The 26,277-nt window shown below is 44.0% G+C and carries 22 protein-coding genes; 17 read left to right on the top strand and 5 right to left on the bottom strand.

Going from position 1 to position 26,277, the window contains the following annotated elements; genetic code table 11:
- The first annotated feature begins 10 nt into the window (after nucleotides 1-10).
- From FCL46_RS15670 to FCL46_RS15660, 3 genes are read left to right on the top strand one after another with little or no spacing between them, the layout of a single operon-like run.
- Nucleotides 11-1,075, top strand: a complete 1,065-nt coding sequence (locus FCL46_RS15670; protein ID WP_167505826.1) for a BMP family lipoprotein — start codon at nucleotides 11-13, stop codon at nucleotides 1,073-1,075.
- Entirely contained in the window at nucleotides 1,072-3,285 is a 2,214-nt protein-coding gene (locus tag FCL46_RS15665) for an ATP-binding protein (protein ID WP_136806687.1), read from the top strand. The genes FCL46_RS15670 and FCL46_RS15665 overlap by 4 nt, the downstream gene beginning before the upstream one ends.
- Nucleotides 3,286-3,300: 15 nt before the next feature.
- Nucleotides 3,301-3,930, top strand: coding sequence for a response regulator (locus FCL46_RS15660; RefSeq protein WP_136806688.1), 630 nt, complete (start codon nucleotides 3,301-3,303; stop codon nucleotides 3,928-3,930).
- 18 nt (nucleotides 3,931-3,948) lie between these two features.
- Here the strand turns inward: FCL46_RS15660 and FCL46_RS15655 are convergent, their stop codons facing one another.
- The gene (locus tag FCL46_RS15655; RefSeq protein WP_136806689.1) at nucleotides 3,949-4,734 is read right to left on the bottom strand and encodes a general secretion pathway protein GspB; all 786 of its coding nucleotides are present in this window, start codon (nucleotides 4,732-4,734) and stop codon (nucleotides 3,949-3,951) included.
- 12 nt (nucleotides 4,735-4,746) lie between these two features.
- Nucleotides 4,747-6,039, bottom strand: coding sequence for an ExeA family protein (locus FCL46_RS15650; protein WP_217909449.1), 1,293 nt, complete (start codon nucleotides 6,037-6,039; stop codon nucleotides 4,747-4,749).
- Between the two features lie 293 nt (nucleotides 6,040-6,332).
- Between FCL46_RS15650 and gspF the strand changes: the two genes are divergently transcribed.
- The 14 genes from gspF (at nucleotide 6,333) to FCL46_RS15580 (ending at nucleotide 21,826) form a co-directional block, all read left to right on the top strand.
- Complete coding sequence (gspF, locus tag FCL46_RS15645) at nucleotides 6,333-7,556, top strand: type II secretion system inner membrane protein GspF (RefSeq protein WP_136806691.1); 1,224 nt, start codon at nucleotides 6,333-6,335, stop codon at nucleotides 7,554-7,556.
- A 292-nt stretch (nucleotides 7,557-7,848) separates the two neighbouring features.
- On the top strand, nucleotides 7,849-10,053 hold the full coding sequence (locus tag FCL46_RS15640) for a delta-60 repeat domain-containing protein (RefSeq protein WP_136806692.1): 2,205 nt from the start codon (nucleotides 7,849-7,851) through the stop codon (nucleotides 10,051-10,053).
- Nucleotides 10,050-10,523 carry a type II secretion system major pseudopilin GspG gene (gene gspG / locus FCL46_RS15635; protein WP_136806693.1) on the top strand — a complete coding sequence of 158 codons (474 nt, stop codon included), beginning with the start codon at nucleotides 10,050-10,052 and terminating at the stop codon, nucleotides 10,521-10,523. The genes FCL46_RS15640 and gspG overlap by 4 nt, the downstream gene beginning before the upstream one ends.
- Entirely contained in the window at nucleotides 10,524-11,087 is a 564-nt protein-coding gene (locus FCL46_RS15630) for a prepilin-type N-terminal cleavage/methylation domain-containing protein (protein ID WP_136806694.1), read from the top strand.
- Entirely contained in the window at nucleotides 11,074-11,526 is a 453-nt protein-coding gene (locus FCL46_RS15625) for a type IV pilus modification PilV family protein (protein ID WP_136806695.1), read from the top strand. Before FCL46_RS15630 ends, FCL46_RS15625 begins: the two co-directional genes overlap by 14 nt.
- Entirely contained in the window at nucleotides 11,523-12,230 is a 708-nt protein-coding gene (locus FCL46_RS15620) for a PulJ/GspJ family protein (protein ID WP_136806696.1), read from the top strand. The genes FCL46_RS15625 and FCL46_RS15620 overlap by 4 nt, the downstream gene beginning before the upstream one ends.
- Nucleotides 12,230-13,246, top strand: coding sequence for a type II secretion system minor pseudopilin GspK (gspK, locus tag FCL46_RS15615; RefSeq protein ID WP_136806697.1), 1,017 nt, complete (start codon nucleotides 12,230-12,232; stop codon nucleotides 13,244-13,246). Before FCL46_RS15620 ends, gspK begins: the two co-directional genes overlap by 1 nt.
- Nucleotides 13,247-13,251: 5 nt before the next feature.
- The gene (locus FCL46_RS15610) at nucleotides 13,252-14,739 is read left to right on the top strand and encodes a PilN domain-containing protein (protein ID WP_136806698.1); all 1,488 of its coding nucleotides are present in this window, start codon (nucleotides 13,252-13,254) and stop codon (nucleotides 14,737-14,739) included.
- A 6-nt stretch (nucleotides 14,740-14,745) separates the two neighbouring features.
- Nucleotides 14,746-15,330, top strand: coding sequence for a type II secretion system protein GspM (gene gspM / locus FCL46_RS15605; RefSeq protein ID WP_136806699.1), 585 nt, complete (start codon nucleotides 14,746-14,748; stop codon nucleotides 15,328-15,330).
- A gap of 8 nt (nucleotides 15,331-15,338) precedes the next feature.
- On the top strand, nucleotides 15,339-16,217 hold the full coding sequence (gspN, locus tag FCL46_RS15600) for a type II secretion system protein GspN (protein WP_228723429.1): 879 nt from the start codon (nucleotides 15,339-15,341) through the stop codon (nucleotides 16,215-16,217).
- Nucleotides 16,218-16,227: 10 nt separating this feature from the next.
- A complete protein-coding gene (locus tag FCL46_RS15595; RefSeq protein WP_136806701.1) occupies nucleotides 16,228-17,079 on the top strand; it encodes a type II secretion system protein N in 852 nt (283 codons plus the stop codon).
- Between the two features lie 102 nt (nucleotides 17,080-17,181).
- Entirely contained in the window at nucleotides 17,182-19,410 is a 2,229-nt protein-coding gene (gspD, locus tag FCL46_RS15590) for a type II secretion system secretin GspD (RefSeq protein ID WP_167505827.1), read from the top strand.
- Between the two features lie 51 nt (nucleotides 19,411-19,461).
- The gene (gene gspE / locus FCL46_RS15585) at nucleotides 19,462-21,147 is read left to right on the top strand and encodes a type II secretion system ATPase GspE (RefSeq protein WP_136806703.1); all 1,686 of its coding nucleotides are present in this window, start codon (nucleotides 19,462-19,464) and stop codon (nucleotides 21,145-21,147) included.
- Between the two features lie 79 nt (nucleotides 21,148-21,226).
- Complete coding sequence (locus FCL46_RS15580) at nucleotides 21,227-21,826, top strand: DUF2452 domain-containing protein (protein ID WP_167505828.1); 600 nt, start codon at nucleotides 21,227-21,229, stop codon at nucleotides 21,824-21,826.
- A 138-nt stretch (nucleotides 21,827-21,964) separates the two neighbouring features.
- Here FCL46_RS15580 and FCL46_RS15575 read toward each other — a convergent pair whose 3' ends face one another.
- From FCL46_RS15575 to cysK, 3 genes are all read right to left on the bottom strand, one after another.
- Nucleotides 21,965-24,151: an HAD-IIB family hydrolase gene (locus FCL46_RS15575; protein WP_136806705.1), complete on the bottom strand. Its 2,187-nt coding sequence runs from the start codon at nucleotides 24,149-24,151 to the stop codon at nucleotides 21,965-21,967.
- Nucleotides 24,152-24,330: 179 nt separating this feature from the next.
- Nucleotides 24,331-25,200: a selenium metabolism-associated LysR family transcriptional regulator gene (locus FCL46_RS15570; protein ID WP_228723428.1), complete on the bottom strand. Its 870-nt coding sequence runs from the start codon at nucleotides 25,198-25,200 to the stop codon at nucleotides 24,331-24,333.
- A 149-nt stretch (nucleotides 25,201-25,349) separates the two neighbouring features.
- Nucleotides 25,350-26,267 (bottom strand): cysteine synthase A, encoded by a 918-nt coding sequence (gene cysK / locus FCL46_RS15560; protein ID WP_136806707.1) that lies wholly within the window; start codon nucleotides 26,265-26,267, stop codon nucleotides 25,350-25,352.
- Nucleotides 26,268-26,277 lie beyond the last annotated feature (10 nt).

Here is a 26,277-nt window from a genome sequence, read left to right as displayed (position 1 = left end):
TATGAGAGCAATGATGGTGAAATCGATCAAGGCGATAGTAGTGAAAAGCATAATAATTATATTGTTAATGGCAAATTATGCAATGGCGGACACTTCTGCAGCGTCTACAGAAAAGCATGAACAGGTACTTGGATTGTTGCTCGGAATATCCGGACTGGGTGATCAGAGTTTCAATGATATGACCTATGCCGGATTGATCCTGGTTAAGCAGGAACATGATCTCAGGCTTGTTTACGACGACAGTAAAGATACCGAAGCAGAATTTGAAGCTGCCATGATTCGTCTTATTGATAAAGGCTCTCAGATTATCGTCGCAAACGGCTTTTACCTGCAAGGCACAGTTGAGAAATATGCCCGGCTCTATCCGGACATATTTTTCATATTACAGGATGCTCCTGTGACCGACCTACCCAATGTCGTGAGCATTATTTACTCGGTAAATGAGGGGTCTTTTCTGGTTGGTGCTCTGGCTGGAATGATGACTAAAACTGGTGTTGTAGGATTTATTGGTGGTGTTGATATTCCGGTTATGCACGTTTTCCGAAAGGGATTTGAGGATGGAGCAAAATATACTAATCCCGAGGTCAAGATTCGAAAAAAGTTTTTGAGTAAGGCACCGGATTTTTCAGGTTTTAGAGACCCTGCAGCAGGATTTGAGATTGCGAAAGAGATGTATGGAAGTGGAGTGGATATAATTTATGCAGCTGCTGGATTGACTGGCAACGGCGTTATTCAGGCTGCAAAAGAATCTCAAATGTTTGCAATAGGTGTAGATTCTGATCAGGACCATATTGCCGAAGGATTTGTCCTTACAAGCATGATGAAGCGTCTTGATAATGCAACGTACAGTGAAGTGAAAAAAATCCTGGAAGGAGATGTTGTTCCCGGAATTAAACACTATGGCTTGAAAGAACATGGAGTTGGATTAAGTGAGATGAAATTTACCCGGCATCTCATTCCTGATCATGTGCTCAATCAGCTGACAACAATAGAGAACGATATAATGTCGGGAAAAATTAGCGTTTCAAATTATCTCGAATCTATGGATACGGACAGCGGGAACCAGACGGAATGAGTATAGAGTTACGGCTTAAACCCAGGATTACCATTGGCATATTGTTGATATTATTAATATGCCTGATGATCTCCTGTATCCTTTTCCTTAATCGTGAGCGACAGAGGCTCGAAAACGATATCGAGATGAAGGGTAAGGGGCTTGCAACTCTCGTTGCAAAATTCTGTGCAACTCCTATTCAAAAATATAGCTTTTTTATCGTTCAGGAAGTTGCGCGGAATGTTGAACAGTCTGAAGGGGTTGCGTTTTGCGAGATCTATGATGCTGAAGGCAAGTCGCTGGTAGAGGTCGATGTGACCGTTCACGGTGAGAAGGTTGTTAAGAATGAACGTCGTATAAACGATGATATCCTCGTTATAGAAACTCCGATAGAAAAGGATAATGAGGTCATTGGTAAGGTTGAGATTGGACTGGAACTTGCTCCGGTGAGGAAGCAGATATGGGACTATATCATCAGGCTTGTTATTGTAGTCACTATAATTCTGGTTCTTGTAGGTTTGAGCATTAATGCATTTTTAAGCTATAACTTCATTTCCCCGGTAGTTAACCTTTCCGGAGTGGTGAAGAATCTGGCGCGGGGTGAGTTTGTTGAGACACGGGTTGCCCGCAGGAAAGATGAGATCGGAGATCTTGCCAGAGCTTTCAATATGATGAGCAATAATCTGAAGCAGCTCTACCAGAATCTTGAAAAAAAGGTTGATGCTCGTACCGCCGATCTTGCCAAGTCTAATCGCCAGCTTGAAAATGAAATAGAGGTCCGCGAACGTGTAGAGCAGGATCTGAAAAAGGCAAAAGAGTCTGCAGAGCGGGCGAATCAGTATAAGAGTAATTTTGTGGCAAACATGAGCCACGAAATCCGTACTCCGCTCAATGCAATTCTTGGATATGCCCAGATTCTTCAGGCAAGAGATGATCTTGATGGACAGGTGCGGAAAGCAGTGGAGGCAATTGATCGTGGAGGGAGCCATCTGCTCGGATTGATTAATGATATCCTTGATCTTTCCAAGATTGAGGCTGGACGGATGGATTTGAAACCGTCCGCCTTTGATCTCTGTCTGCTTATCAGAAATATGTCGAGTATGTTCCAGTTGCGTTGTTCAGAAAAGAGCCTTACCTGGCAGGTTGTCGGGATTGACCCGAAACGTACAGTCCCCGTGATCGCAGATGCAGGAAAGGTACGTCAAATTCTTATAAATCTGCTCGGTAACGCTGTCAAATTTACCAATAAGGGTGGAGTCGTCCTGCGGGTGAATATCGAGAATGATGACCTGTACAAATTTAGCATTGAAGATACAGGGCCGGGCATACCTGAAGAACACAGGATATCAATATTTGAACCATTTACCGATATCAGCGGGAGTACAGGTAAAGAGGGAACAGGCCTCGGTCTGTCGATAACAAATCGTTTTCTGGAAATGATGGGCAGCAAATTAGAAGTGATGTCAAACGAGCCGCAGGGAACCAGGTTTTGTTTTGAGATGACTCTTCCTAAGGCTGAGATATCTTCGTTGCCTGCTGACAAACACCCCCGCAAAATTGCGGGAATTGAATCTGATAAATCACTTACCGCTCTTATTGTCGATGATGATAAGCTAAGCCGTGCTATGCTTACACATCTGCTCAATAAAACCAATATTAATACACTTGAAGCGGAGAATGGCCTGGAAGCGCTCAAGGTACTCAAGGTCGAAACACCCGATATCATCTTTCTTGATCGCTATATGCCGGAAATGGATGGGGCAGAGACAATAACAAATATTAAACGGATTTATGGTAGTGATGCTCCACCAATTGTCATGATTACCGCTGCTGCCTTCGATTCGCTGAGTGAGACACAGGAGCAGTTGGGTGTCCAGGGAATTATTATTAAGCCGTGTAACATAACGCAAGTCATTGAGTGTATGGCTTCTGTTCTTGGTCTTTCTCTTAAACTCCAGCAGGAGACAGGTGAGGAGAACAAGACCGTAACTGACAATAATCCTTTAGCAACCCAGGATGTTGCTTTGTCAGAAGATTTGCGAGATCGTCTAATTACTGCTGCAGAATATGGAAAAATTAATGAATTAAAGAAACTTTTGCAGGAGCTGCAATCAACGGCTGATGTGAGCAGATCGTTTACCCGGCTGCTTCAAAAGCATCTGGATGTATATGAACTTGAGGAAATCTTAACGCTGCTGAAATCTACTGAAGTGAGAGATGAACTCAATTAGCTAGGCAGATGATATATGGAAAAATTGAATACATATATAGAATCGGAAGATCCTGCAAAGGTACTGGTTGTAGATGATAATGCCGCAAATATCGATGTTATACTTACATTTCTTGAAGGTGATGGCTATGACCTCAGCATAGCCACCAGTGGAGAAATGGCTCTAAAGATTGCTCGGCATAGTGTGCCGGATCTCATATTAATGGATGTTATGATGCCGGGTATGGATGGCTATGAGACCTGCAGGGAGCTTAAGGCTGACCCTGTCACTGCTCAGATTCCTATCATTTTTGTTACGGCAAAAAAGGAAATGGCAGATGTCGTGAATGGCTTTCGAAGTGGTGGCGTTGATTACATATCCAAGCCTTTCAGGCAGGAAGAGATGCAGTCACGAGTCAGCACTCATATTCGTCTTAGAAAAATGATATTGGCCCAGGAGAGGCTGATCAAGCAACTTAATGATGCTCTTGCAGAGGTCAATACTCTGCGCGGCCTGTTGCCGATATGTTCGTATTGTAAAAAAATTAAAGACGAAAAGGGGAAATGGAAGAAGCTGGAACGCTATTTGAGAGAACATTCCGGAGCAAAGTTCTCTCATGGAATCTGTGATGAGTGTTTCAAGAAAATAGATATGGAGATAGAGTAGGAGGTTAGTTTTTGCACGTTATTTGGTTGTGACTACTTGAAATTTCGTTCCTTTAAATTTGAAAATCACTCCTTCCCAGGTAATCTCCATAAGTCGCAAGTCTGGAGCAATCTTTTCACCTTCCCGTCTGATGGTGTTATTTATGATGATCATCCGCTCCTCAGGTGTGCCTGAGTAGGCATGTCCTGCATATGAGAGTTTAGGGAGCATGTCCTGTAACTCTACGGGTAATTCTGAGAGAAAAGGCACATCAGGTTGAGTTGCAGGAATCTCTATAATAATCTCTGGCTGAGAGTTTTCTGCGATAAGCGGCACCGGTTCATAGATGACCTCCTCTTGAGGAGTCTGATCCTGATTGTTTTCAATAACACCTGGAGCGGGCTTTTCAATAACAACTGGAGCGGGCAACTGGACAGTTTGCTCGACAGTGTTCTGAGGCGGTTCAGCTTCTACATGTGCAGTCTCTTCAACAGGCGGCACTTTAAAAGACTCCTGAGCCTCGTTGACTTTGAGAACTTCCTGAGTCTCGTGTTCGATGTCGATGTTCTGTTTTTTGGAATCTTCGTTGATGGTGACATTAAGTCGGAATGATAAGGGTGACTTGTCACTGAAAACGAACAGGGTGGCCACTGCAATCACCAGAATCAGCCCTGAAATAAGGGGCAGTGTTAATGGGGATCGTTTCTTTCTGCGCGATCGTCCGGCACCAGGATAGAACGGGGCGTGGTTTGTCTGTAAATCAGGAATCTGTTTCTTCTGACGTTCCTGATCAGATTTTTTTAATGCTTCAAGGATATATGACATTACGACACGTTCTTATCTTAAGAGTAAATTCATAGCTTGTTCCTGGGGGGTAGGACCTGCTTTTTCAAGAACTATCAGTGGTGCAGAAATTTTAATAGTATACATGGTCGGGTTTGGTACATATTCAGGAGTTCGAGAGAGAGGAGTCAGCGGAATGTCTGGATGCTTGACATTTGCCGGAAGGACTAGCTGGAGCCCTCTGGAATTGTCCAGTGCTGAAACCTTTTGAGGAGGAGTGGTTTTTAATCGGCTTATCGTATCCGGTTTCGTTACTGCCGGAGTTGTTACCGCTTTTTTAATCTCCTGCTTTTTGACTGAGTGGGTTGTTTTACTTTCAACCTGTTTTTCTTGCTTAGGGTTGTTGATTTGCTTAACTGTGCTCTCAGCATTCTCAGTGGTTACTTCCTGAAGGTCGTGTTTTAGGTCAATGGGGTATTGTTGCGATTCTGATTCAACGTCTTTTGCGTTCGGGAGCAAAAGGAAAAATGCAGCAAGGGCAAGGCTGCAGAGGAACGCACCGCCGATAAGCACTTCTCTGGTGCTGATACTGAAAACTTTGCTTGTCTGAGGGAAAATCTCGTGACCAGCCTTTTTCATAATACTGTAACTCACATGATCGGAGTTTTCGGCATAGGCGCCAAGCAATGCTCTGTCACAGAGCACGTTGATAAGGCGCGGTATCCCGCGGGTCATTTTCACAACATATTTTATCGCTTTTTTAGAAAAAAGCTCACTCTGGTCATACCCTGCCACACTGAGTCTGTGATGGATGTAGGCATGTACATCTGCTGGTTGCAGAGGCGATAAGTGGTACCGTCCTGTAATGCGCTGGTTTATTTGGGTGAGACCTTTTTTGTTGAGAATGTCTCGTAGTTCTGGCTGCCCGATAAGAAATATTCGCAACAATTTGTGTTCATCTGTTTCCAGATTAGTAAGCATGCGTAACTGTTCAAGGACATTGATATCAAGATTCTGAGCTTCATCAATTATTACAGCAGTGACTCTCCCTGCAGCGTGGGATTGTAACAGGTGGGAATTGAGAATATCGATGTACGTTTTTATGGAAGCCGTTTGACTGCTTGGCGAAACACCGAATTCTTCACATATTGTTATCAGGAGATCCCTGGCTGTGAGTTTTGGGTTGAGCACTATGGCTATATCAGCTTTTTCCGGAAGCTGTTCAAGCAGGCATCGGCACATTGTCGTTTTACCGGTTCCGACATCTCCCGTTAACAAAAAGATGCAGCCATCGCTTTCGATACCATATAGTAGATGAGCAAGAGCTTCCCTATGTCGCTCACTCATAAATAGGTAACGAGGATTTGGCGATATCGCAAACGGCTTTTCTGTGAGTCCGAAATAATGAGTGTACATATCCGAGTAGTTTATTCTACAATATGTAAGGAAAAGTTGTGCCGTGATTCGACGTAAAGGTGTTGGTGTATTTCCCGCCACAGTAAGCATTTGCAGTATATGGTAAAATGAGGATTATTTCCATCTCTCTTTCTTTTTTGTTGTAACTCTTGAGATTTGCACCTAACATGGATCGAATATTTGATAAATCTACATTAAATTTTATATAGTTACATGTAATCGCTATGCCAGTATATGAATATAAAGCCCTGAATAGTTCAGGGAAAAATGTAAAAGGCATTATCGACGCAGAGAGTGAAGGACAGGCCAGGAGCAAGCTGCGTTCTTCCGGTAAGTATCCTGTTTCGATAAAGCAGAGCAAGTCGAAGGGGACTGCGTTTGGTAAAAAAAGTGGTGGGATAGGCTTTTTTGACAGGGTGAAATCAGAAGAAGTACACGTGATGACACGCCAGCTTGCCACACTTCTGGGTGCAGGTATTCCTCTTGTTCAGTCGCTCTCCTCTCTTGTTGATCAAACTGGTAATCCAGCATTTAAGCGGGTTATTGCTCAGGTCCGGGAAAAAGTTAATGAGGGAGAAACTCTAACTCGTGCATTGAGTGACCACCCTAAGCTCTTTTCAACTATCTATCTGAATATGATCAGGGCGGGAGAGGCCTCAGGTACTCTGGATGTTGTGCTTGAAAGACTTGCTGATTTTGGCGAGAAACAACAGGCACTTCAGAGTCGTTTACAGGCAGCGCTCATCTATCCGTTATTTATGGCGATAATTGGTGCTGCAATCCTCTTTGTTCTTGTGACATATGTCGTGCCTAATATCACCTCGGTTTTTAGTGAAATGGGAAGGGTCTTGCCCTGGCCGACCAGATTTCTCATCGAACTTAGCGACTTTCTAAAACGTTTCTGGTGGATTGTTGTAGCACTTTTTGCTCTGTTGATTTTCGGGCTGCGCTATTTTGTCAGTCTTCCCGCCGGGCGTTCGCTCTGGGATTTATTAAAGCTTAAGGCACCTGTGGTAGGTCCGGTAGTACGCAAAGTGTTTCTTGCCCGATTTGCATCCACATTAGGTAGCTTGCTTAACAGCAGTGTAGGGTTGATGACCTCGATGGAAATTGTTAAAACTCTGGTTAATAACGTGCACATTGCCTCGGTGATAGATGAAGCGATGGATCATGTCGAAAAGGGCAAAAGTATGACTGTTGCTCTGTCTAATTCTCCGTGGTTTCCCCCTATGTTTGTCCAGATGATTTCGGTGGGTGAACAAAGTGGTAACCTCGAAGGGATGCTTGAGAAGGTTTCTTCTTCATATGAGCGGGATGTGGAAGTAGCAATACTCGGTATGACTTCACTTATTGAACCTATTATGATTGTTTTCATGGGGGCGGCAGTAGGTTTTGTGGTTTTATCAATATTGCTGCCGATATTTGAGATGAATCAGATGGTGCAATAAGTTCTCTGTGGGTGCTGTAATCTTTGTGGATTTTTATGCTTCATGATATGATTTCATTAATTAATTGTCTTTAAGACTCCGTGTGTTTTGGCAGGTGAAGGCGGGGGTATATTCGTCTTATAGGTAATTGTTATGCATAGTGTATATAAGCATTATGCCCTGTTGCTGAACTGAAAAATCCAGTATTACAGCCGGTTGCTGTATGTGAAGCTGAATGTATGTGTTATTCAATTGATGTGACTATTACAGGGTATATGACATTCTTGTAGATATACTACTTGAGGAAATTCAAATGCGAAATCTTCAGAAAGTAATAACTTTTGGACTCATTTCTTTTTCGGTTTTTCTAGGTAATTCTCTTTCAGTTCATTCAGCGGAAGGGCTTGATACAACTTTTGGTGAAAATGGCGTTGCTATTACCGATATGGGGTTTGGTGATGATGAGGCGTTTGACCTGATCGTCCAGCCGGATGGGAAAATTATTGTCACCGGTTTCAGTTATAATGGTGCGGTAAAGAATCTTTCGGTCGGGAGATATCTTGCTGATGGCACCCTTGATACTGAGTTTAATAACGGCGGCATGGCAACCTTTAGCTTCGGATCTGGTGATACGATTGGCCGCGCCCTTGCCTTACAGGAAGATGGTAGCATTGTCATTGCAGGCTCTACCGAAAATGGGGATCAGGATATGGCGGTGGTGCGGCTGACCAAAGATGGAGATCTTGATAGCACCTTCGGTTCTAACGGGCATGTTATACTTTCATACAAAGATGGAGATGAATTCGCCAATACGGTAGCAGTTACACCTCAAGGTGCGATTGTTGTCAGTGGCTCAAAGAGTCGTGATAATAGTGATGTTGCAGCTGTAGTTGTACGACTTGAGAGTGATGGGGATGTAGATTCGCTATTTGGTGAAGATGGACAAAAGCTTTTTGAACGTCCGTATGATATCAGCTCCAATGCTTTAAGTTTAAAAAGTAATGGCGAAATCCTTATTGCGGGTTCCAATTCAAGTAACGGTGGTTATGCTGGGAGCCTGCTGCAGTTAAACAGCAGTGGCTCGCCTGATCCGGTTTTTGGCCGAAATGGAGAGGTCATCCTCAATATTGCCGGAAATGACATTGAACTTTTCGATAGTCTTATCGCACAAGATGAAAAGATTATGGCCGCCGGCTACATACATAACGGATCATACCGTGTACCGATTCTTGTCAGATTTCTTGAGAATGGAGATGTCGATGCAAGTTTTGGTAGAGAAGGATTTGTCTATGGTGATATGGGGTATGATGGCGTTGCCTATGACCTCGTTCAACGTCCTGATGGTTCGTTTCTCATGACAGGTTATGAACTCACTCCAGCCGGAAAGGACATGATCCTTATCGAGGTTGATGAATCCGGCTCACAGGAAAATCAAATGGAGACATCATTACTGGATAGTGACGGTGAGTTGCAGGCATCCGCTGAAACCGTATCGTTTTCAGCCAGCTATCTTGTGACGGATATAGCATCAGGTGATGATGTCGGACGTGCGATCGCTGTTACACCTGAAGGCAATGTGGTTACTGCAGGTTTTACATCAAACGATACAGACAATGACATTGCTGTGGCGCGATATGCAGCCGGTGAACTGACGGGAATGACACGAGCCATAGGGGATAGCGTTGGAGGTGTTGTAACAGGGAGGTTTATTGTTTCAACCTTTCCCATTTTTGATATCACAAGAAACAGTGCTGCGGGAGGAGGTGTAATTACTCCGAAAACGTCAGAGAGCTACTGTCAGAATTATTGTGAATCTGAATGTAGAAACGATGAAGATGCGGATTGTGAGGAGACGTGCCTGTCAGACTGTATTCCGCAAAGTATAAAAGAGCGCGGAGTAACGTACAGCATCACCCCTTATCCTTCCTACAGGGTTGACGATGATGATGATGCCGCAGTTCTTCCTGAAGCCGATGGGATATTTTCTGAAAATGGATTTGATAACACCAATAATTATACCGTGGTTCGTTCAGGTCAGACCAGTGATGGAACGGGGTTTGGTGAGTTTGGTAGTGATATTAATAGTATAACTCCTGATGTTTTGTATTATGTACGTGCTTTTGCTGTATTGGAAGATGACACTGTAATGTATGGTAATCAGGTGTCTTTTCGAACAAGCGACAGCTGTTTTATAGCAACTGCAGCCTTTGGATCAAAACTGAATAAACATGTTGTCGTCCTTCGGGAGTTAAGAGATCGTGTTTTACAAAAATATGTACTGGGCAGAAAGTTTATTGCGGTTTATTATGATTATTCTCCGTATCTTGCAGACTTTATCAGGGGGCATGAAGGAGTACGCGCCATAACCCGGCTTAGTCTTCTGCCTGTTGTGGGTATAAGTTATCTATTGTTGCATGGCAATGCTCTGATGTTTTTTGCTATGCTGAGTGTTTTTTCCTTATTCAGTTTGATGCTGATAAGGTCGGTGATTCGCATAAGGGGCGAAAAAAGAATATGAATTCTGAGAATTACAGTCGAAATATTACAAAGTCCGTCGGATTGAATGAGCGTGGTTTTACTTTAATCGAGTTGCTGGTTGTATTAGTAATTATTGGCATACTGGCCGGTTATATCGGTCCGAAAATAATGGGTCATCCTGAAGAGGCTAAGCGGACAAAGGCTGCCTTGCAGATTAGTGCAATGGAAACTGCACTGAAGATGTACAAGCTTGATAACGGATCCTATCCAACAACTGAACAGGGGCTCCAGGCGCTTGTAGAACCACCTTCTACTGGAAAACTTCCTGCCAAATGGCGAAAGGGCGGTTATCTTGAAAAAAGTAAGGTACCGCAGGACCCATGGGGCAATGATTTTGTGTACCTCAGTCCTGGAGTTCAGGGGGATTTTGATCTGAGTTCTTATGGTTCGGACGGAGAAGCGGGAGGAGAGGACAATGATGCAGATGTGAACAGCTGGGAGATTGAGTAATTGCCTCTGTGGGTTCTGCGGATTGAGGGGGAACTTCGTTTTAAAAGCAATGGGGTTGTAACCGTTAAGAGACTATCCGGGTTTACCTTACTTGAGCTCATTATAGTTGTCGCGTTGATCGGCTTGTTGCTGGTAGTCAGCGTGCCTGCAATGCGGGACACATTGTTTGATGATCCGCTGAAATCAGCAAGTCGGAAGATCATCGGCTATGTTGGAGGTGTGCGGGAGAAAGCGATTCGTGAACAACAATCATATCTGCTTTATATAGATATTGATGAGAATCGACTCTGGTACATTCAAGAGAGAGAAGAGCGTCCGGGAAAACAGGAACCTCCTGAAGAAGGTGTCTTGCAATTGCACGAAGATGTTGATTTGCGCGACATCTGGGCTAAAGCAACAGGTACCACCAGTAGAGGGGTTCCTGAACTGTGGATAAGTCGTCAGGGGTATCTTGATCAGACAATACTCCATCTTGAAAATGATGATGGAGATGGCTTGAGTTTAGTGATTTCTCCACTTCTTCCGGGTATTGAGGTACAGGAAGGGTATTATGAAATCCAATAATATCTCTATCAGAGATTTTGTGCCTAATGATTCCTGCAGTGCTCTTCCCTGTAGTGAGTTGGGATTCACATTGCTTGAAGTGATGATAGCGATTGCAATTATCGCCATTGCCTTTACAAGCCTCTTTGGTTCTCAATCTCAAAGTCTTTCTTTAGCTGCTGAGTCAAAATTTAATTCTACTGCCGCTTTGCTGGCACAGGAAAAAATTGCCGAATATGAGTCAGGCCTTGCCGGATTCATAGATGATGAAGGTGAATTCGGTGATGATTTTTCAGGCTTTACCTGGAAAGTTGAAGTGCTGGATGCAGATTTTGGAGATGTTGAATTGTTGGAGGAACTTGAGGATCCTATCAAACGATTAGATATCATTATAAGCTGGGAGTCTGAATTGTTTTCAGCGACGTTCACCTATTACGGTCGCGAGAGTCTTGAGCAATGAGCTGTTTTTCTTCGGCAGACAAGAAAAGTGGCTTTACTCTTATAGAGTTACTGACCTCGATATTTATTTTTTCCGTGGTTGTCACCTCCGTCTATGGAGCATATAGGGCGACATTTCATACCGTAAACGGTGTTGAGAAGCAGGTGAATCTTACTTCTGAAGCACGTGTTATACTCGAGCGATTAACAGCGGATTTCGAGTCGCTATATGTTGGTGAAGGTGGCTATCTCGAAGGAGAAAAAGGAGAGGTGGCTGGTAATCGGGGAGATAATCTTTCCTTTACCTCATCTGCACATCTTCTGTTTAATAGAAATGAACAGAAGGCTGGGCGAACTATTCTCAGGTATACCGCTGAAGAAGATGAGTCGGGGCGTATCAATCTTTATCGATCTGACGTGCCGATGCGGCCTGGTGAAACTGAAGTTGAAGATGACGATGAAGATAACGGCTTGCTGCTTGCGCAGGGACTCCTGGCCTTTCAGGTCACCTATGTTACTGCGGATGGAGATGAGCGGGATAGTTGGGACAGTGAACCACAAGAATCACTGCAAGATGCTGAAGAGCAGGCTACTGCCATCAATTTACCGGCTTTGGTACGCATAAATGTACTTTTGGGTGAAGTGGATTCCGTTGAAGAAGGTGTGACATTTAGAACTTCTGTTGCCATTCCTCAAGCACCATCTGAGAAAAAGGCGGACGAATAATGCGTATCAAGAAGTTGGCTGAGAATCAAGGCATGGCGCTGTTGATCACCATAATGGTAATCAGCCTGCTTATTGCAGTGACCGTTCAGTTTAACAGGTCCGTGAGGCAGAATTATTTTGCATCAGCGGCCCAGCTTGACGGGCAGCGTTTGCGAATGATTTCTAAATCAGGGTTTACCATTGCTGCTGCGTTACTTGAAGCAGATGGTAAAGCCAATACATACGATACGTTGCAGGACCAGTGGGCAGTAATTGATGTGGAATCTTTCCCCGGCTTATTTGGTAGAGGTGTATTGAATCTTGAGATAACTGATCTGTCCGGGAAGTTACAGATTAATAGCCTTGTTCAGGAAAGTGAAGGTGAACAGGAGGGCGAGGAGGAACAAAATACCAATGAAAACAGAGAAATATTGAATAGATTGCTTCTTTCCGGTACCTTTGGCATAGAGGATGAACAGGAGGCTCGGGAAATTGTGGATGCTCTTGTAGATTGGCTCGACAGTGATGACCGGGAATCTGATTTCGGTGCTGAATCTAGCTATTACAGATCATTGGAAAATTCATATGAATGTCAGAATGGTCCTGTAACTGTTATAGAGGATTTGCTGTTGGTAAAGGGTATCACCCCTGAATTGCTGTTTGGTGACGAAGATCGTCCCGGACTGGTTGATTATATAACGGTGTATGGCTCAGATGGCACAATTAACATTAATACGGCATCAGAGGAGTTGCTGCAGGCAATGCACTCTTTTATGACGGCGGAGTTGTCAGAATTGTTGGCTGAATTTCGAAATGAGGAAGGTAATTACGAAAACCTTGAAACCGTAGAATGGTATCGTGACGTTACAGGGTTTCCTAACGACATTGAGTTGTCGGGAAAGGTGATTTCAACTACCAGCTCCTATTTTAAAATAGATGCTGAAGGTGTTTTTAATGATCAACGAAGAATTATGACTGCAATAGTTGAACGAAATAAAGAAAACACTGTCAGTTTCCTCTATCGGAAAGTGGAGTGATATCGGTGGAAAATCTGCTCGCAATAGATATCCATGACGATTGTGTTTCTGGAGTGATGCTGGACATTGACCAGAAAATCTCAGTGGTTTCCGGTTTTGGCGTCGCTATCGCCAAAGAGGGAGGAGTTGCTGAAGCTGTTCAGGATGTTATCAGGCAGACAGGCTTTAAGGATGGGGCTTGTCGGCTGTCTGTAAGTGCTGAAAACTGTTTTTTTAGAAATCTTCTACTCCCGTTTGTTGATAAGCGAAAGGTCGCAAAAGTTCTCCCTTTTGAGATAGAGGAGCTCACCTCCCACAGGATTCAAGACTTACATATTGACTACCTGTTTTCTGAAATTGAAAGTAAGGGAACTGAGGTTCTTGCAGCAATGGTTGACAAAGGTTTCGTTGCCGACACCCTTGCCACCTTTCAGGCTGAGGGTCTCGATCCCGAATTATTCGGGGTAAGTGGCCTACAGACCGCTGCTGTTTTAGCCTCCGTCACAGGACTGAAAAGGTTTGTACTCCTCGATATCAGTTTCAAGCAGACAACGCTTATCCTTATCAATAATGGCAAAATTGCACTTGTTCGTTCTCTGGGGGTAGACGCCGAGGATATTGCCGGTTTTTCCCTTGCTGATGACGGGTGTACGGTTGATGTGAAAAATCCCGAAAAGATTAATGAGGTGGTGCGTCGGTTGGTGTTGCCTGTCAAGCAGACGCTGCTTTCAGTCGGGCACGCCGCCTTGCTGGAAAAAGGTGGACCATGTTTTGTGAATGGCGGTGTAGGGTTAGATCCGGAATTATTTGGTCAGCTTAAAGAGGCACTGCCTCTTGATATCCAGGCATGTGATATCGCCCGGCAGCCCTTGGTCAAGATTGAGCCGTCGGAAAGCATGCCATGGAACCCGGCCATGATGAACCGTGCTCTTGCTCTTGCAACCTACAATAGGAAAGGATGTGCAGTTCTGAATTTCAGGAAGGGTGATTTTAAAAAACAACCTTCTCTGAAAAATATTCGAAAAATCGTTATGGCCACTGTCGTGCCACTCGGAGTCCTCAGTCTTGGTGTGTTTTTGTTTCTTTTTTGGGAATTCAATGAACTTGAGAATCGAAGGGATACATTGAAAAATGAAGTTTTTGCCGTTGCGCAGCAGGCTATGCCGGAGGCAAAGATAATTAGATACCCGCTGAAAGAACTGACAGTTAAGATTAACGAAACGCGTGAAGTATACAGGAGCGGGGGCAAAGGCGGGGGAAACCTTGGCAAGCTTGCATTGCTTTCGGAGTTATCTTCAAGGATTCCAGAGAACCTGCCTATTGTAATCACCAGATTAGTAGCAGATCAGGATGATATACGAATTAAAGCAGAAACCAAAGACTTCAACACTGTTGATAATGTAAAGAAAGAATTGGAAAAATCAGAATATTTTAAGTCCGTAACAATCAGTTCGGCAAACCTCGCTCCCAAAGGTGGAGAAGTCCGTTTTGAATTGAAACTGGCACTGCAATAATAGATTATGAATATCTCATCATTACAAAATGTTATTCAAAATATTCGGGCCAAGACCGGTGTCGATGATATGTCAGCCCGGGAGCGGTTGCTCGTGCTGGGGGCAGGTTTAGCAATTCTGGGTGTTCTTTTCTATCACTTTATTTTATCGCCTTATATAGAGGCCAGGCATCGTTTAATCAAATCCGTTGAATTGCAGGAACGGGAACTTGTTGAGATTCAACTCCTCAAACAGGAATATTCCGAGCTTCGAATTGAAGAAGGTGGAATTAAGGCAAATCTGGCAAAGCGCGCAAAGGGGTTCACACTGTTTACCTTTCTGGACCAGCAAGCCGAGAAATCGCAGGTGAAGGAGTTGATTAAATATATGAAACCTTCAGTTATATCAGCTGAAGGTGGTTCTTTGGAAGAATCTGTTGTTGAATTGAAGCTACAGGATGTCACGCTTGAGCAACTGGTTAGATTTCTAAACTTAACTGAATCCGAAAAGAACGTCGTTTCAATTAAGCGGTTGTCTATACAGGTGAGTGCTAAGAAACAGGGGTATCTCGATGTGATACTGCAGATTGTTACGTTCATGGAGGCAGCATAATCGTGGAGATGAGAGCCCCTTCAGTCATGCAATTCCTGAGTTATCTTTTGTATGCACTGCTGCTGACCTGCGTTTTGCTGTATGTTCGGTTTCCCGCAGATAAATTTGAAAAATTTGCTGAAAGAAAAATCGAAGAGGCATTTGAGGGAACTGATGTCAATGTTGGAACATTCAAACTGCAATTGCCCTTTAATATTTATCTCAACAAGGCTGTAATCGCAGAAAAAACTTCCGGAGACGAAATACTACGCCTCCAAAACATACGTATTCGTCCAATTTTGAGTGGCTTTGGACTCGATTATTCGTTAAGTGGCGATCTTTATAACGGCACATTCACGAGTCAACTCCTGTTTGCTCCTCGCGATGATAAATTCACACTTGATGACATAGAATTATCAGCTGTAGATATCTCGCAATCTAAATATGTGCGCATGGTATCGCGACGTGAGATTTCCGGCCAGCTGAAGTTTTTAGGCTCGTACTCAGCTTCAATGGCGGGAGGCGACAAAGATATTAAAGGAGTGATTACCCTCAGAGATGGAAAATTTTCATTGATGCAGCCAGTGTTGTCACTGAAAGAGATGGAGGTTATATCTCTGGAGGCCGGATTGACTTTTAAAAACGGGTCACTTGAGCTGATAGAAGGGACGTTTAAGGGAAAAGAGATAGATGCGGAATTTGAAGGAAGTGTAAACATCTCCGACAGAGTTGAATCAAGCAATGTAAATGTGAGCGGCAGTCTGGTGCCGCAAAAAGACTTTTTAAAAGAAAAGCCTCAAGTTCTTCGAGTCGTAAAAAGGTTGCAAAAACAGTACAGAAAGACAGCCTTGCCCTTTAATATTTCTGGAACAATCGGTAACCCGAGGTTTCGGTTCGGCACCTTATAGGTAAGTAATAATGACTACGCGAATTTTCAATATTCTTCCGTTTCTTGTGATAACAGTGGCTTGTGTTGCAGGGGTGGAAGGCTTTTATCTCGCGCTAGAGCGGTTTGTCCTCACTAGTCCTGTTACTGAGGTAGAGATCCCTGCAGATCCAAAAGTAGTTGAGAGTGGGGATGTGAACGACGAGAATCTGAGGAAAACAGTTAACTATTCGATAATAACGAAGAGGAATCTCTTTGGGAAACCTCCTGTAGCGGGTGAAATACAAGAACCTCAGCCAGAAGTTGAAGAAGAATTAGAGGTTACTGAGCTTGAAGTTGTGTTGATGGGAACCATCGGCAGTGGTGAAAATAGTCGTGCTATTATTCTGAATAAAAAAGATAGAAAACAGGAACTTTATGCTATTGGTGATGAGGTTCAGGGGGCTGATATAAAAGAGATTCGGCGAGGAAAGGTGATACTTAGTCATAATGGCAAAGATGAAATGCTTGATATGAGTGAAGCTGCTCAATTTGGACCGAGGTCACAGCGTCCCACCTCGGTCAGTCCGACTACGCGACGAGGAACTATTGGAGCGCAAACAGGTTCAAACCAAAACGTAACAACACGACAACGTATTACGAAGCCGCGAGTAGTGAGACCCACACGACGAATTGTCCGCCCAAGAAGTACAACAGCAAGCACAGTTGTTAGATCAACCGGAGAACAAGTTCCGCCTGAATCTCTTGGAGATATTGAACTTCCTGATGATACCGAGGAAGTTGAACAGGAGCTGGAGGCAGAGGAAGAAGAGCAGGAAGAGGAAACGGAGCAGGAAGAGCAGGAGCAACCGGAAGAGCAGGAGCAGGAGCCGGAGCAGCAGTAGTAGTGGTAAAAGAGTTACAGATATCAGGGGTAGTCTTTATTTTAACTATCCCGCTAATAACTACCAGGGGAAGAGTTCATGAGATGTTTGAGATTACCTCTAATGTTTCTACTATCATTTATCGTTTGCTTTACAGCTGAAGGGCTTATTGCGGCTGACGATGGACAGACGGTAATCGAAAATAGTGGTTCAACCGTCAGTAAACGGTTTATTACCATAGACTTTGATAATGTAGATATACGGTTGTTTATTAAGTATATCAGTGAGTTGACTAAAAAGAACTTTGTCGTCGACAAGTCGGTACAGGGAAATGTGACAATTCTTTCGCCAACTAAAATCTCAGAAGAAGAGGCGTATAGAGTTTTTGAGTCCGTTCTTGAAGTTCACGGGTTTACTACTGTTGAATCGGGTTCAGTCATAAAAATCCTGCCATCTGCTGCAGCAAGATCAAAGAGCGTTGAGACTATTAGAATGGGGATGGTGCGCCATCCTGAAGATAAGGTTGTTACTCAGCTGGTACCTTTAGAATATAGCTCCCCTGATGATATGAAAAAGGTGCTTACGCCACTTGTTTCAAAAACATCGGTGGTTATCTCTCATCCAGACTCGGGAATGCTGATCATTACCGAAACGCTATCCAATATTCAGCGTCTGATGGCGATTATTAAAGAGCTGGATGTTGAATATACCACAGAAGAGGTGGCAGTGATCCCGATGCAGAACGCAGCCGCCAGCTCAATTGCAAAGATTCTCAATACAGTCTACCAGCGTACAACTGCCAGCAAAAAAGGGTCAATCCAGAAGGGGACCGTCAAGGTTGTGCCATATGAACGTGTTAATTCACTTGTGGTGCTCTCAAGCAAGGATGAAATCAAGCGGGTTAAACATCTTGTTGAATTGCTTGATACCCCGGTGCAGCGTGGTGAAGGGAATATTCATGTTTTTTATCTGCAAAATGCTTACGCAACTGAACTTGCAAAAGTGTTGACGGCTCTGCCAACATCCCAGGCGGCAGAAACCGACAAGGGCAAGGCTCCTGCGATATCGAAGGATGTTAAGATAACAGCAGATGAGGAGACAAATTCACTGATTATTACCGCAAGTCGTGAAGAATATTTAGTGCTCGAAGGGGTGATCAAAAAGCTCGATATTCCTCGCCAGATGGTCTACCTGGAAGCGTTGATTCTGGAGGTGAATACCAGCAAGGATTTTGATGTAGGTGTGGAATGGGCATTGGGTGGTTCATTTGCTGATAGTACAGGGGCACTTGCTTCAGGATTTAGTAGTAATTCTGATTCACCCTTTTCTTTGCTGGGAGGTATTGATGCAGAAGATCCTTCTCTTCCTGATGGTTTTTCTTTCGGCGTGCTGAAACAGGGAATCAAGATTGGTGGCGTGACATTTCCGAACATCGGAGCAATATTAAGAGCATATAAGAGTGACTCCGATATCAATATTATTTCTGCACCGCAGATTCTGACTACAGATAATAAAAAGGCTGAAATCAGTGTCGGTGAGAATGTACCGTACATTACCAGTCAGAATACCACAGACAGCGCACAGGACTATACGCAGTATGAATATCGGGATGTGGCAACCAAGATGGTTATTACGCCACATATCAATCAGGCGGATACCATGCGTCTGGAGATTGAGACGGAAATCGTAAAATTGAAAGCCAGCAGTTTGGAACTCACACCGACAACGTTTAGAAGGACCGCAAACACCAATGTTATAATCAATGATATGGATACTGTTGTTATTGGAGGTATCATTGGTGAGGATACAACAGTTGGTGAGGTTAAGGTGCCACTACTTGGCGATATTCCGGGATTGGGATGGCTCTTCAAATCTAAGTCAACCGGTGTAGTCAAAAACAATATGTTCATCTTTATTACCCCAAAGATAGTTCGAAATCCGGCTGATATCGCTGGTGTAACGCTAGAAAAAGAAGATGTAATGAAATCTGTGATGCCTGGTGTTGATACAGAGACGATGTATAGTCGTGAGAATAAGCAGCATGCAATAATACTTACCGAAAGGGGCTATGCCAAACTTGTGGATAACAGGTTACGCGAGGCACGTGACTATTTTGAGGAGGCGCTCGCCTATGACTCCAATAATCCATACACGCTTTTAAATATTGGTGTTGTTTCAGAACGAGAAGGGCAGCACAGGCAGGCTCTCGACTATTATCAGCAAGTGATTACAACCGGAACAGCAGCGACAGCCGTTGAAGCGAGTGATCCTGATAAACAGGGACTGCCGCTTGTACGTATAGCACGAGAAAATATCGAGCGGTTACGACAGGAAATGCGCACCAGGCAATAAGTTTGAGATGTTTGTGATATCACTATTCTCATCAAGGATGACAGTACCTACATGAAAAAACTCGGCGAAATATTGCAGGAGAGCTGCAACTTGTCACCTGAGGTAATCAGAGATGCTATTAATGCGGGTACCGGAACGGAACGTATTGGTGAACTGCTTATTAAGAGTAAGGCAATTGATGAATTTGACGTTCTGAAGGCGCTTGGTATTCAATTTGAGATAGAGGTCGCACAACAGTTGCCGACCGAGATTCAGACAGAGTTTACAGCTGGTGTGTATATCGGCTTTCTTAAAAAAAACCGTATGGTGCCGGTAGTAACTGCTGAGGATTCGTTTATTGCTATTAATGATCCCTCAATGTTTCAGCCTTTGGATGATCTGCGGCGTATGTTGCAGTGGGAGGGAGTGAGACCGGTACTATGCCCTCATCAGGCAATTGTCAGCGCAATTAACTATGCGTATGATATGACACAGGATACTGCTGAAGAGGTGATGCAGGATATTGACGATGAGGATCCCGAGCAGTTGTTCAGTGAAATAGGGGAAGTTGGCGACCTTCTGGACGATACAAGTGACTCGCCGGTCATAAAACTTGTGAACTTTATGTTTGCGCAAGCGGTTCGCGAGGGTGCTTCCGATATCCATATTGAGCCGTATCAAAACAGTCTGAAGATCAGGCAACGATTGGACGGCATCTTATATGATATGTTCAGTCCTCCTAAGCATGTGCAATCCACACTGGTATCCAGAGTAAAGATTATGGCCAAACTCGATATCGCCGAGAAGCGATTACCGCAGGATGGTCGTATTGAGCTCAAGGTTGGCAATAAGGAAATTGATGTTCGAGTTTCAACACTGCCTACAGCCTTTGGGGAAAGGGTGGTGTTACGTTTACTTGATAAGTCTTCAATATTGATGTCGTTGGCAGATCTGGGAATGCCAGCTGACAGGTTGGCTGACTTTTCAACCCAGATTAAAGCTGCTAACGGTATTGTCCTTGTTACAGGACCAACCGGATCGGGTAAGACAACTACTCTCTATGCGGCGCTTACCTCAATTAACAATACCGATATCAATATCATTACAGTTGAAGATCCGATAGAATATCGAATTAGTGGTATTGGCCAGGTTCAGGTGAATTCGAAAATTGATCTTACCTTTGCTTCGGGACTTCGCTCAATAGTTCGACAGGATCCCGACGTGATTCTGGTTGGAGAGATACGTGATTCAGAGACAGCTGAAATTGCCATTCAATCTGCCTTAACAGGCCACCTGGTGTTTTCTACCCTTCATACCAATGATGCTCCTAGTGCGATTACCCGATTGCGTGATATGGGAATTGAACCGTTTCTTATCGCCTCATCAATAAATGCAATTCTTGCTCAACGTCTGGTACGTATTCTTTGCGAAAACTGTAAAGAACCATATTTACCAGATCCTGAGGAACTTAAGAAAATCGGATTAAACCCAGAAGAGTTTAAAGGCGTTGAACTCTATAGGGGCAAAGGATGCACCAGATGTCATCATACGGGCTATCGCGGCAGAAAAGGTATATATGAACTCATGATAATGACGCCTGCGATGAAGAGCCTGGTGTTGACAACCTCAGATGCAAATGAGATAAAACGCCGTGCCATAGAAGAAAACGGTCTGATTACTCTGCGAAGTGATGGCGCAAATAAGGTCCTGGCCGGCCAAACCACTATCGAAGAAATTTATCGTGTGAGTCAGGGGTAGTGACCTGCTGATCAATTTTTTCTGTTCCTATGCAATGGTAATTAAAGATTTACGTTCAGAAAATTCACATTGTGTTGATGTGGAACCCGAGTATTCCTCTAAGAATCCAAACCCGCAGGGGAAGGGGACATGCCAGACGCTGGGCATACTGTCTCAGGCCCAGGAAACCCTTCAACTCCCTTCAGTCCATAGAGATAGTCTGAAAAGAATTGCTACAGACTACCTTCATTCCCTTGTGGTTCTTTCTTGCGAGTTCAAGTTCAAACCAGTACCCGGGAAAACATATTATATGTATTCCCATAAAGAGAGGCTGGTGCTCTCTCTTGTTTCGCCGGAAGACGGAAATACACGAATATATGATGCATATATAGGAGAAGCGAGCTTGAAATCCGACTTTTCATGGTCTTTGAGCGGAGTGGAACCAGAGAATATCCCGTTTGTATTTCAGTTGAATACACAATTCGAAGCTCAAATACGCGACAGTGCACCAGAGCACCAGTCGATACGGTCTGTTCTGTTAGAACTCAATGCACGGAAACAGTGGAAATTTAGAAGTGATATTGGGTATTATCAGAATGTAATGAACTTCATGCTCCAGAAAGTATTGCATTTACGACTGAAGCGACTGAGTGCTTCAGACCACTTCCTCTCTGTAGAAGAGCGTAGTTTGCTTGAATAGTAGTAGTGATTCTTAACTTTCAGGATGTAGAATCATCTTCCTGCCCCTTACCGTTTTTGATAGATTTAATTGTACCAACCTACAACTTTCAAAACGTGACACAAGAGGCAGTAATCAACGCCCACTCAACGTCTTTCACTATGAAATTATGCCGTAGTGTTGTAATCCTTCGATTATTCCAGCGGCATACTTCCCCTCGCTAAAATATGTGCGAGGCATTTTTTTTAAATAATTGAGCTCGTCGCTGTGATTGCCGACAATGAGACCGCGAGTTTTACCTTGCAGCATGTCCGCATCGTTTCCGGAGTCGCCCGCAACCATGACATAACGCGGGAGGAACTCATATTTATACTGCAGGTAATTTACCGCTTTGCCTTTAGATGCCCTGTAAGGGAGAATGTCGAGGAACTGACCGTGTGAGTAAATTACCTGACAGCGTAATCTGTTGTCGGCAAGAACTTCATTGATTTGTTCAAGCCTGTTATCAGTGTTCTCCAGATAGTAACTGATTTTATGGCTACGCTGGCCTTCTGCCTCCTGAAATACCAACCACTCAAATTCCGCAAGAGCCTCTTTAATGCGCTCTGGCTTCCATAGATGAGATATATGTCTTTGCCAGCCTTTATCCATACGAAGGTCTGGTCCATAATACATTTCCGTTCCGACGGAGCAAATAAGGATATCCGGCATGGGGATGTCATATTCTGTCATTGCTTCCAGGGTCAGTTCAAGGCTACGACCGGTAGCCACTCCCCAGGCAAGTTCTCTTCGTTTTGACTCAAGTATTTCAAGGAGTTGATAAAGGCTGTTGTTGTCTCCGATAAGGGTGTTGTCTATATCGGTGATCATGAGTTTTTTGATCCCTGCAAGGCGCTTACCAAACGAAGGGCGTAGAGGACGGGTTGCAGATGTTTTCCCTTTTACAGCTACATCTTTATATGCAGGTAATTGATTTTTATATTGATCAATTGTTGCCTGACAATGTGCAGACCAACTGTAATGTTTTCTTACGCCATTAATTCCGTTGTTTGAAAATTTTTCCCAAAGTTCAGGATCGATGAGAATTTTATGCAGGGCATCAATCACTTTAGATGTTGAACCCACATCTACCAGCAAGCCGCTCTCACAGTTTTTTATAATGTCAACCGGTCCACCGTCATTGGTCGCAACGATTGGCAGGCCGCAGGCTGATGCTTCAATCAGTGTGAGACCAAACGGTTCGACGAGTGCCGGATTGATAAACACACCTTTGCTTTGTGCACACATACGATAGAGAGCGGGTACCTCAGTTGCAAAATCATGTTGTTTGGGGATAGCCAGTTTCCCGTATAGGTCATAGCGATCCATCTGCAGTAGCATATCTGTCAGAACCGCTTTTTCATTTTCCTCCATAGAGTTAATATCATGACGGATACCTGCAAAGATTGCTAGATTTGCCAGAGCCTGGAGTTCTTTATCGGTACCGTAGGCATCTATGAGCCCGGTAATGTTTTTTCGATGATCCGGTCTGCAGAGGGCTAGAATGAATGGTTTTTCAGGTTTACTCCAGAATCTGTATAATTCATTACGAAGAGTAACCTTCGTCTGTTTGACTTCTTCACTCATTAAATCCATATCGAGTTGGGAATCATAATATGGATGAAACGCGTCAAGCTCAATTCCTGGCGGAATTACACAGTATTTTGCTGATTTGTAGTTTGAGTAAAGTCCGTACTGTTTGTCAATTTCCTGCTGAGTGGAGGTGATGATCATATTCGCGCTGCGAATGATATTCTCCTCGTTATCTATTCGGGTTGTAATTTTATACTGTCGCTCTATTTCCGATTCTTTTAAACCGTCTGCAAGGAGTTTGGCCTGCTTATTTTTACCCATTGAATGACCGGTGAAAAAAAACGGAGTATCAAAAGCGGCTGCAAGTTGTTTTGCAACGTAACCGGCATCAGCATAATGCCCATGAATTATATCCGGGTGGCGCGGTTGCGAGGTGATAAATTTAATCGTTTTATCTATAAATTCTTCAAGATGAGGCCAAAGCAGTTCTTTGCGGATATATTTTCTGCCACCGCATTGTATACGAATTATCCGTGCTTTTTCTGAAATCGGTTCAATTTTCAGACTATAATCGTCACTGACATTTTTGTCATTGATGAGTCTGGTAACCAGGTCAACCTGAGCAACCTCTTCATGACTTGCCAATGCTTTGGCAAGTTCAACGACGTACTTGGTCTGGCCGCCAGTATCGGCATCCCGGCCGAGTTCAAGTGAGTTGCTTCGAATAAGCCCGTGAATACTTATGAGCTGAATGTATAATCCTCTGTTATCCATAGAAAAAATGTATGATATTTGAATTGGTTAGCTGTGGCTGGAAAAGCTGTGATTGTATTAACGTATTATGCCATTAGTGTGTTAGGAATGCAACGGGTGAAAGCTGTTTGAAATGATGTGCGGGCAAAGCATGTTTCTGTTTTGCGTGATCAGGCAGAAGGGCGTAAACCCCTCTGTAATCAGTCTTCCACCTGTTGAAGAAGCGAGTCCAAAAACACTTGATAATGGTGTGGCAGCGTGCGTTTTGAGGCCGATGCTATATAGAGCATTCTGCTCATTGTCAGGCCGTGTATGTCAATGTGCTTTACACTGCCGGAGATAAGTTCATCCTGAACAGCGTATCTGGAAATAATCGATACTCCCAGATCAGCTTTAACGGCTTCTTTTACTGCGGTGCTGGAGCCAAGGGTAGCCACTATATTAAGCTGGTTTAGCCCTATCTCTTTTTGGGAGAGAAAAGACTCAATGTTCTTCCTGGTACCTGAGCCGTGTTCCCGATGAATAAACGGTAATTCAGGAAGAAATTCGGGTGCAATTTTTTCAGGTATGTCACTGTTAGCTGAACAGATAAGTATCAGTTCATCCTCTGCAAATTGCTGATAGGAGATTTTCCTGGCAGGAATCTGAGCACCTACAATACCAATAAAGATATCATTTGACTGGATTGATTCGATGACTTTGGCAGAGTCGTCAATGCGAATTTCAAACGAAATTCCGGGATATCTGTTTTTAAATGAGGCGGCGATTGAGGGCAGAATATATGCACCAGGTATGGTACTGGCCCCGAGAATCAATTCACCTGTAACACTTTTGCCGGCCATTGCCAGTTCATCTTCAAGTTTATGAAGGTCTTCAAGGATTGCGAGAGCGCGTGGATAAAGAATTTCTGCCTCTTTGGTGGGCATGATGGTACGCCCGAGTCTGTCAAACAGTTTACAGTTCAGGCGTAATTCAAGGTTACGGATATGCTCACTTACAGTCGGCTGACTAGTATGTAGTATCTCAGCGGCTTTGGTAAAGCTGCGGCTCTTGTAAACAGAAGTGAAAATTCTTAAGTGTCGTGTTTCGATGGTCCCGGCCTCACAGTTAATTTAGAACAGCATCAGCTAAAATAATCGTGAAGCATAATACGATACAGCCGGAATTACCACTCAATTACGCTGGCTGTATCGGATAGAAAGATAGAGTGATGTCGCAGTTATTCCTGAAGTAGTGGAGTGCTGAGATATCTCTCACCAGTGTCCGGCAGGATAACCACTATGCGCTTTCCGTTATTCTCGGGTCTGCGCCCAACTTCGCGTGCAATATGCGCTGCGGCACCGCAGGAAATTCCGCAGAGGACACCTTCGGTTTTCGCTAATTCCCTGGCTGTTTCAAACGCCAGATCATTCGTTACAGTCATCACTTCATCAATAATTTCGCGGTTCAGGATGGCTGGTATAAATCCGGCCCCGATTCCCTGGATCTTATGAGGCCCTGGATTGCCGCCTGAAAGAACCGGGGAGTCAGCCGGCTCGACAGCAATAGTTTGCATTGCGGGATTATATTTTTTCAGCACTTCAGAACACCCCGTAATGGTGCCGCCTGTACCAACGCCGGCGACAAAAATATCTACTTCGCCATCACTATCGCGCCAGATTTCTTCAGCTGTTGTACGGCGATGAATTTCCGGGTTAGCCGGGTTGCCGAACTGATCGGGGATAAATGCATTTTTTGTATTATCAGCCAGTTCTTTTGCAGCTGCTATTGCACCTTTCATACCTTGGGCAGCAGGGGTAAGCACAAGTTCAGCTCCGAGGTGTTTTAAGAGTTTACGCCGCTCTATACTCATTGACTCTGGCATAGTGAGGATAAGGCGAATATTTTTTGTTGCACAGACAAATGCGAGGCCGAGACCTGTATTGCCACTTGTGGGTTCTATTACAGTTGTGCCGGCTTTGATAGAACCATCCTTGAGCGCAGTCTCGATCATTGATACCGCGATACGGCACTTTACACTTCCCATGGGGTTGCGGGACTCCTGCTTAGCTAGAATCGTTGCACCGCAGTCTGCGCCGAAGTTGTCCAGAGTGAGCAGTGGAGTATTACCGATTGTAGCTGTAATGTTGCTGGCCATATATCACCTC

This window comes from Desulfosediminicola flagellatus (assembly GCF_005116655.2).
GTDB lineage: Bacteria > Desulfobacterota > Desulfobulbia > Desulfobulbales > Desulfocapsaceae > Desulfopila > Desulfopila flagellata.
Note: the sequence above shows the minus strand (reverse complement) of the source record. Positions and strands in the feature narration are given on the sequence as shown.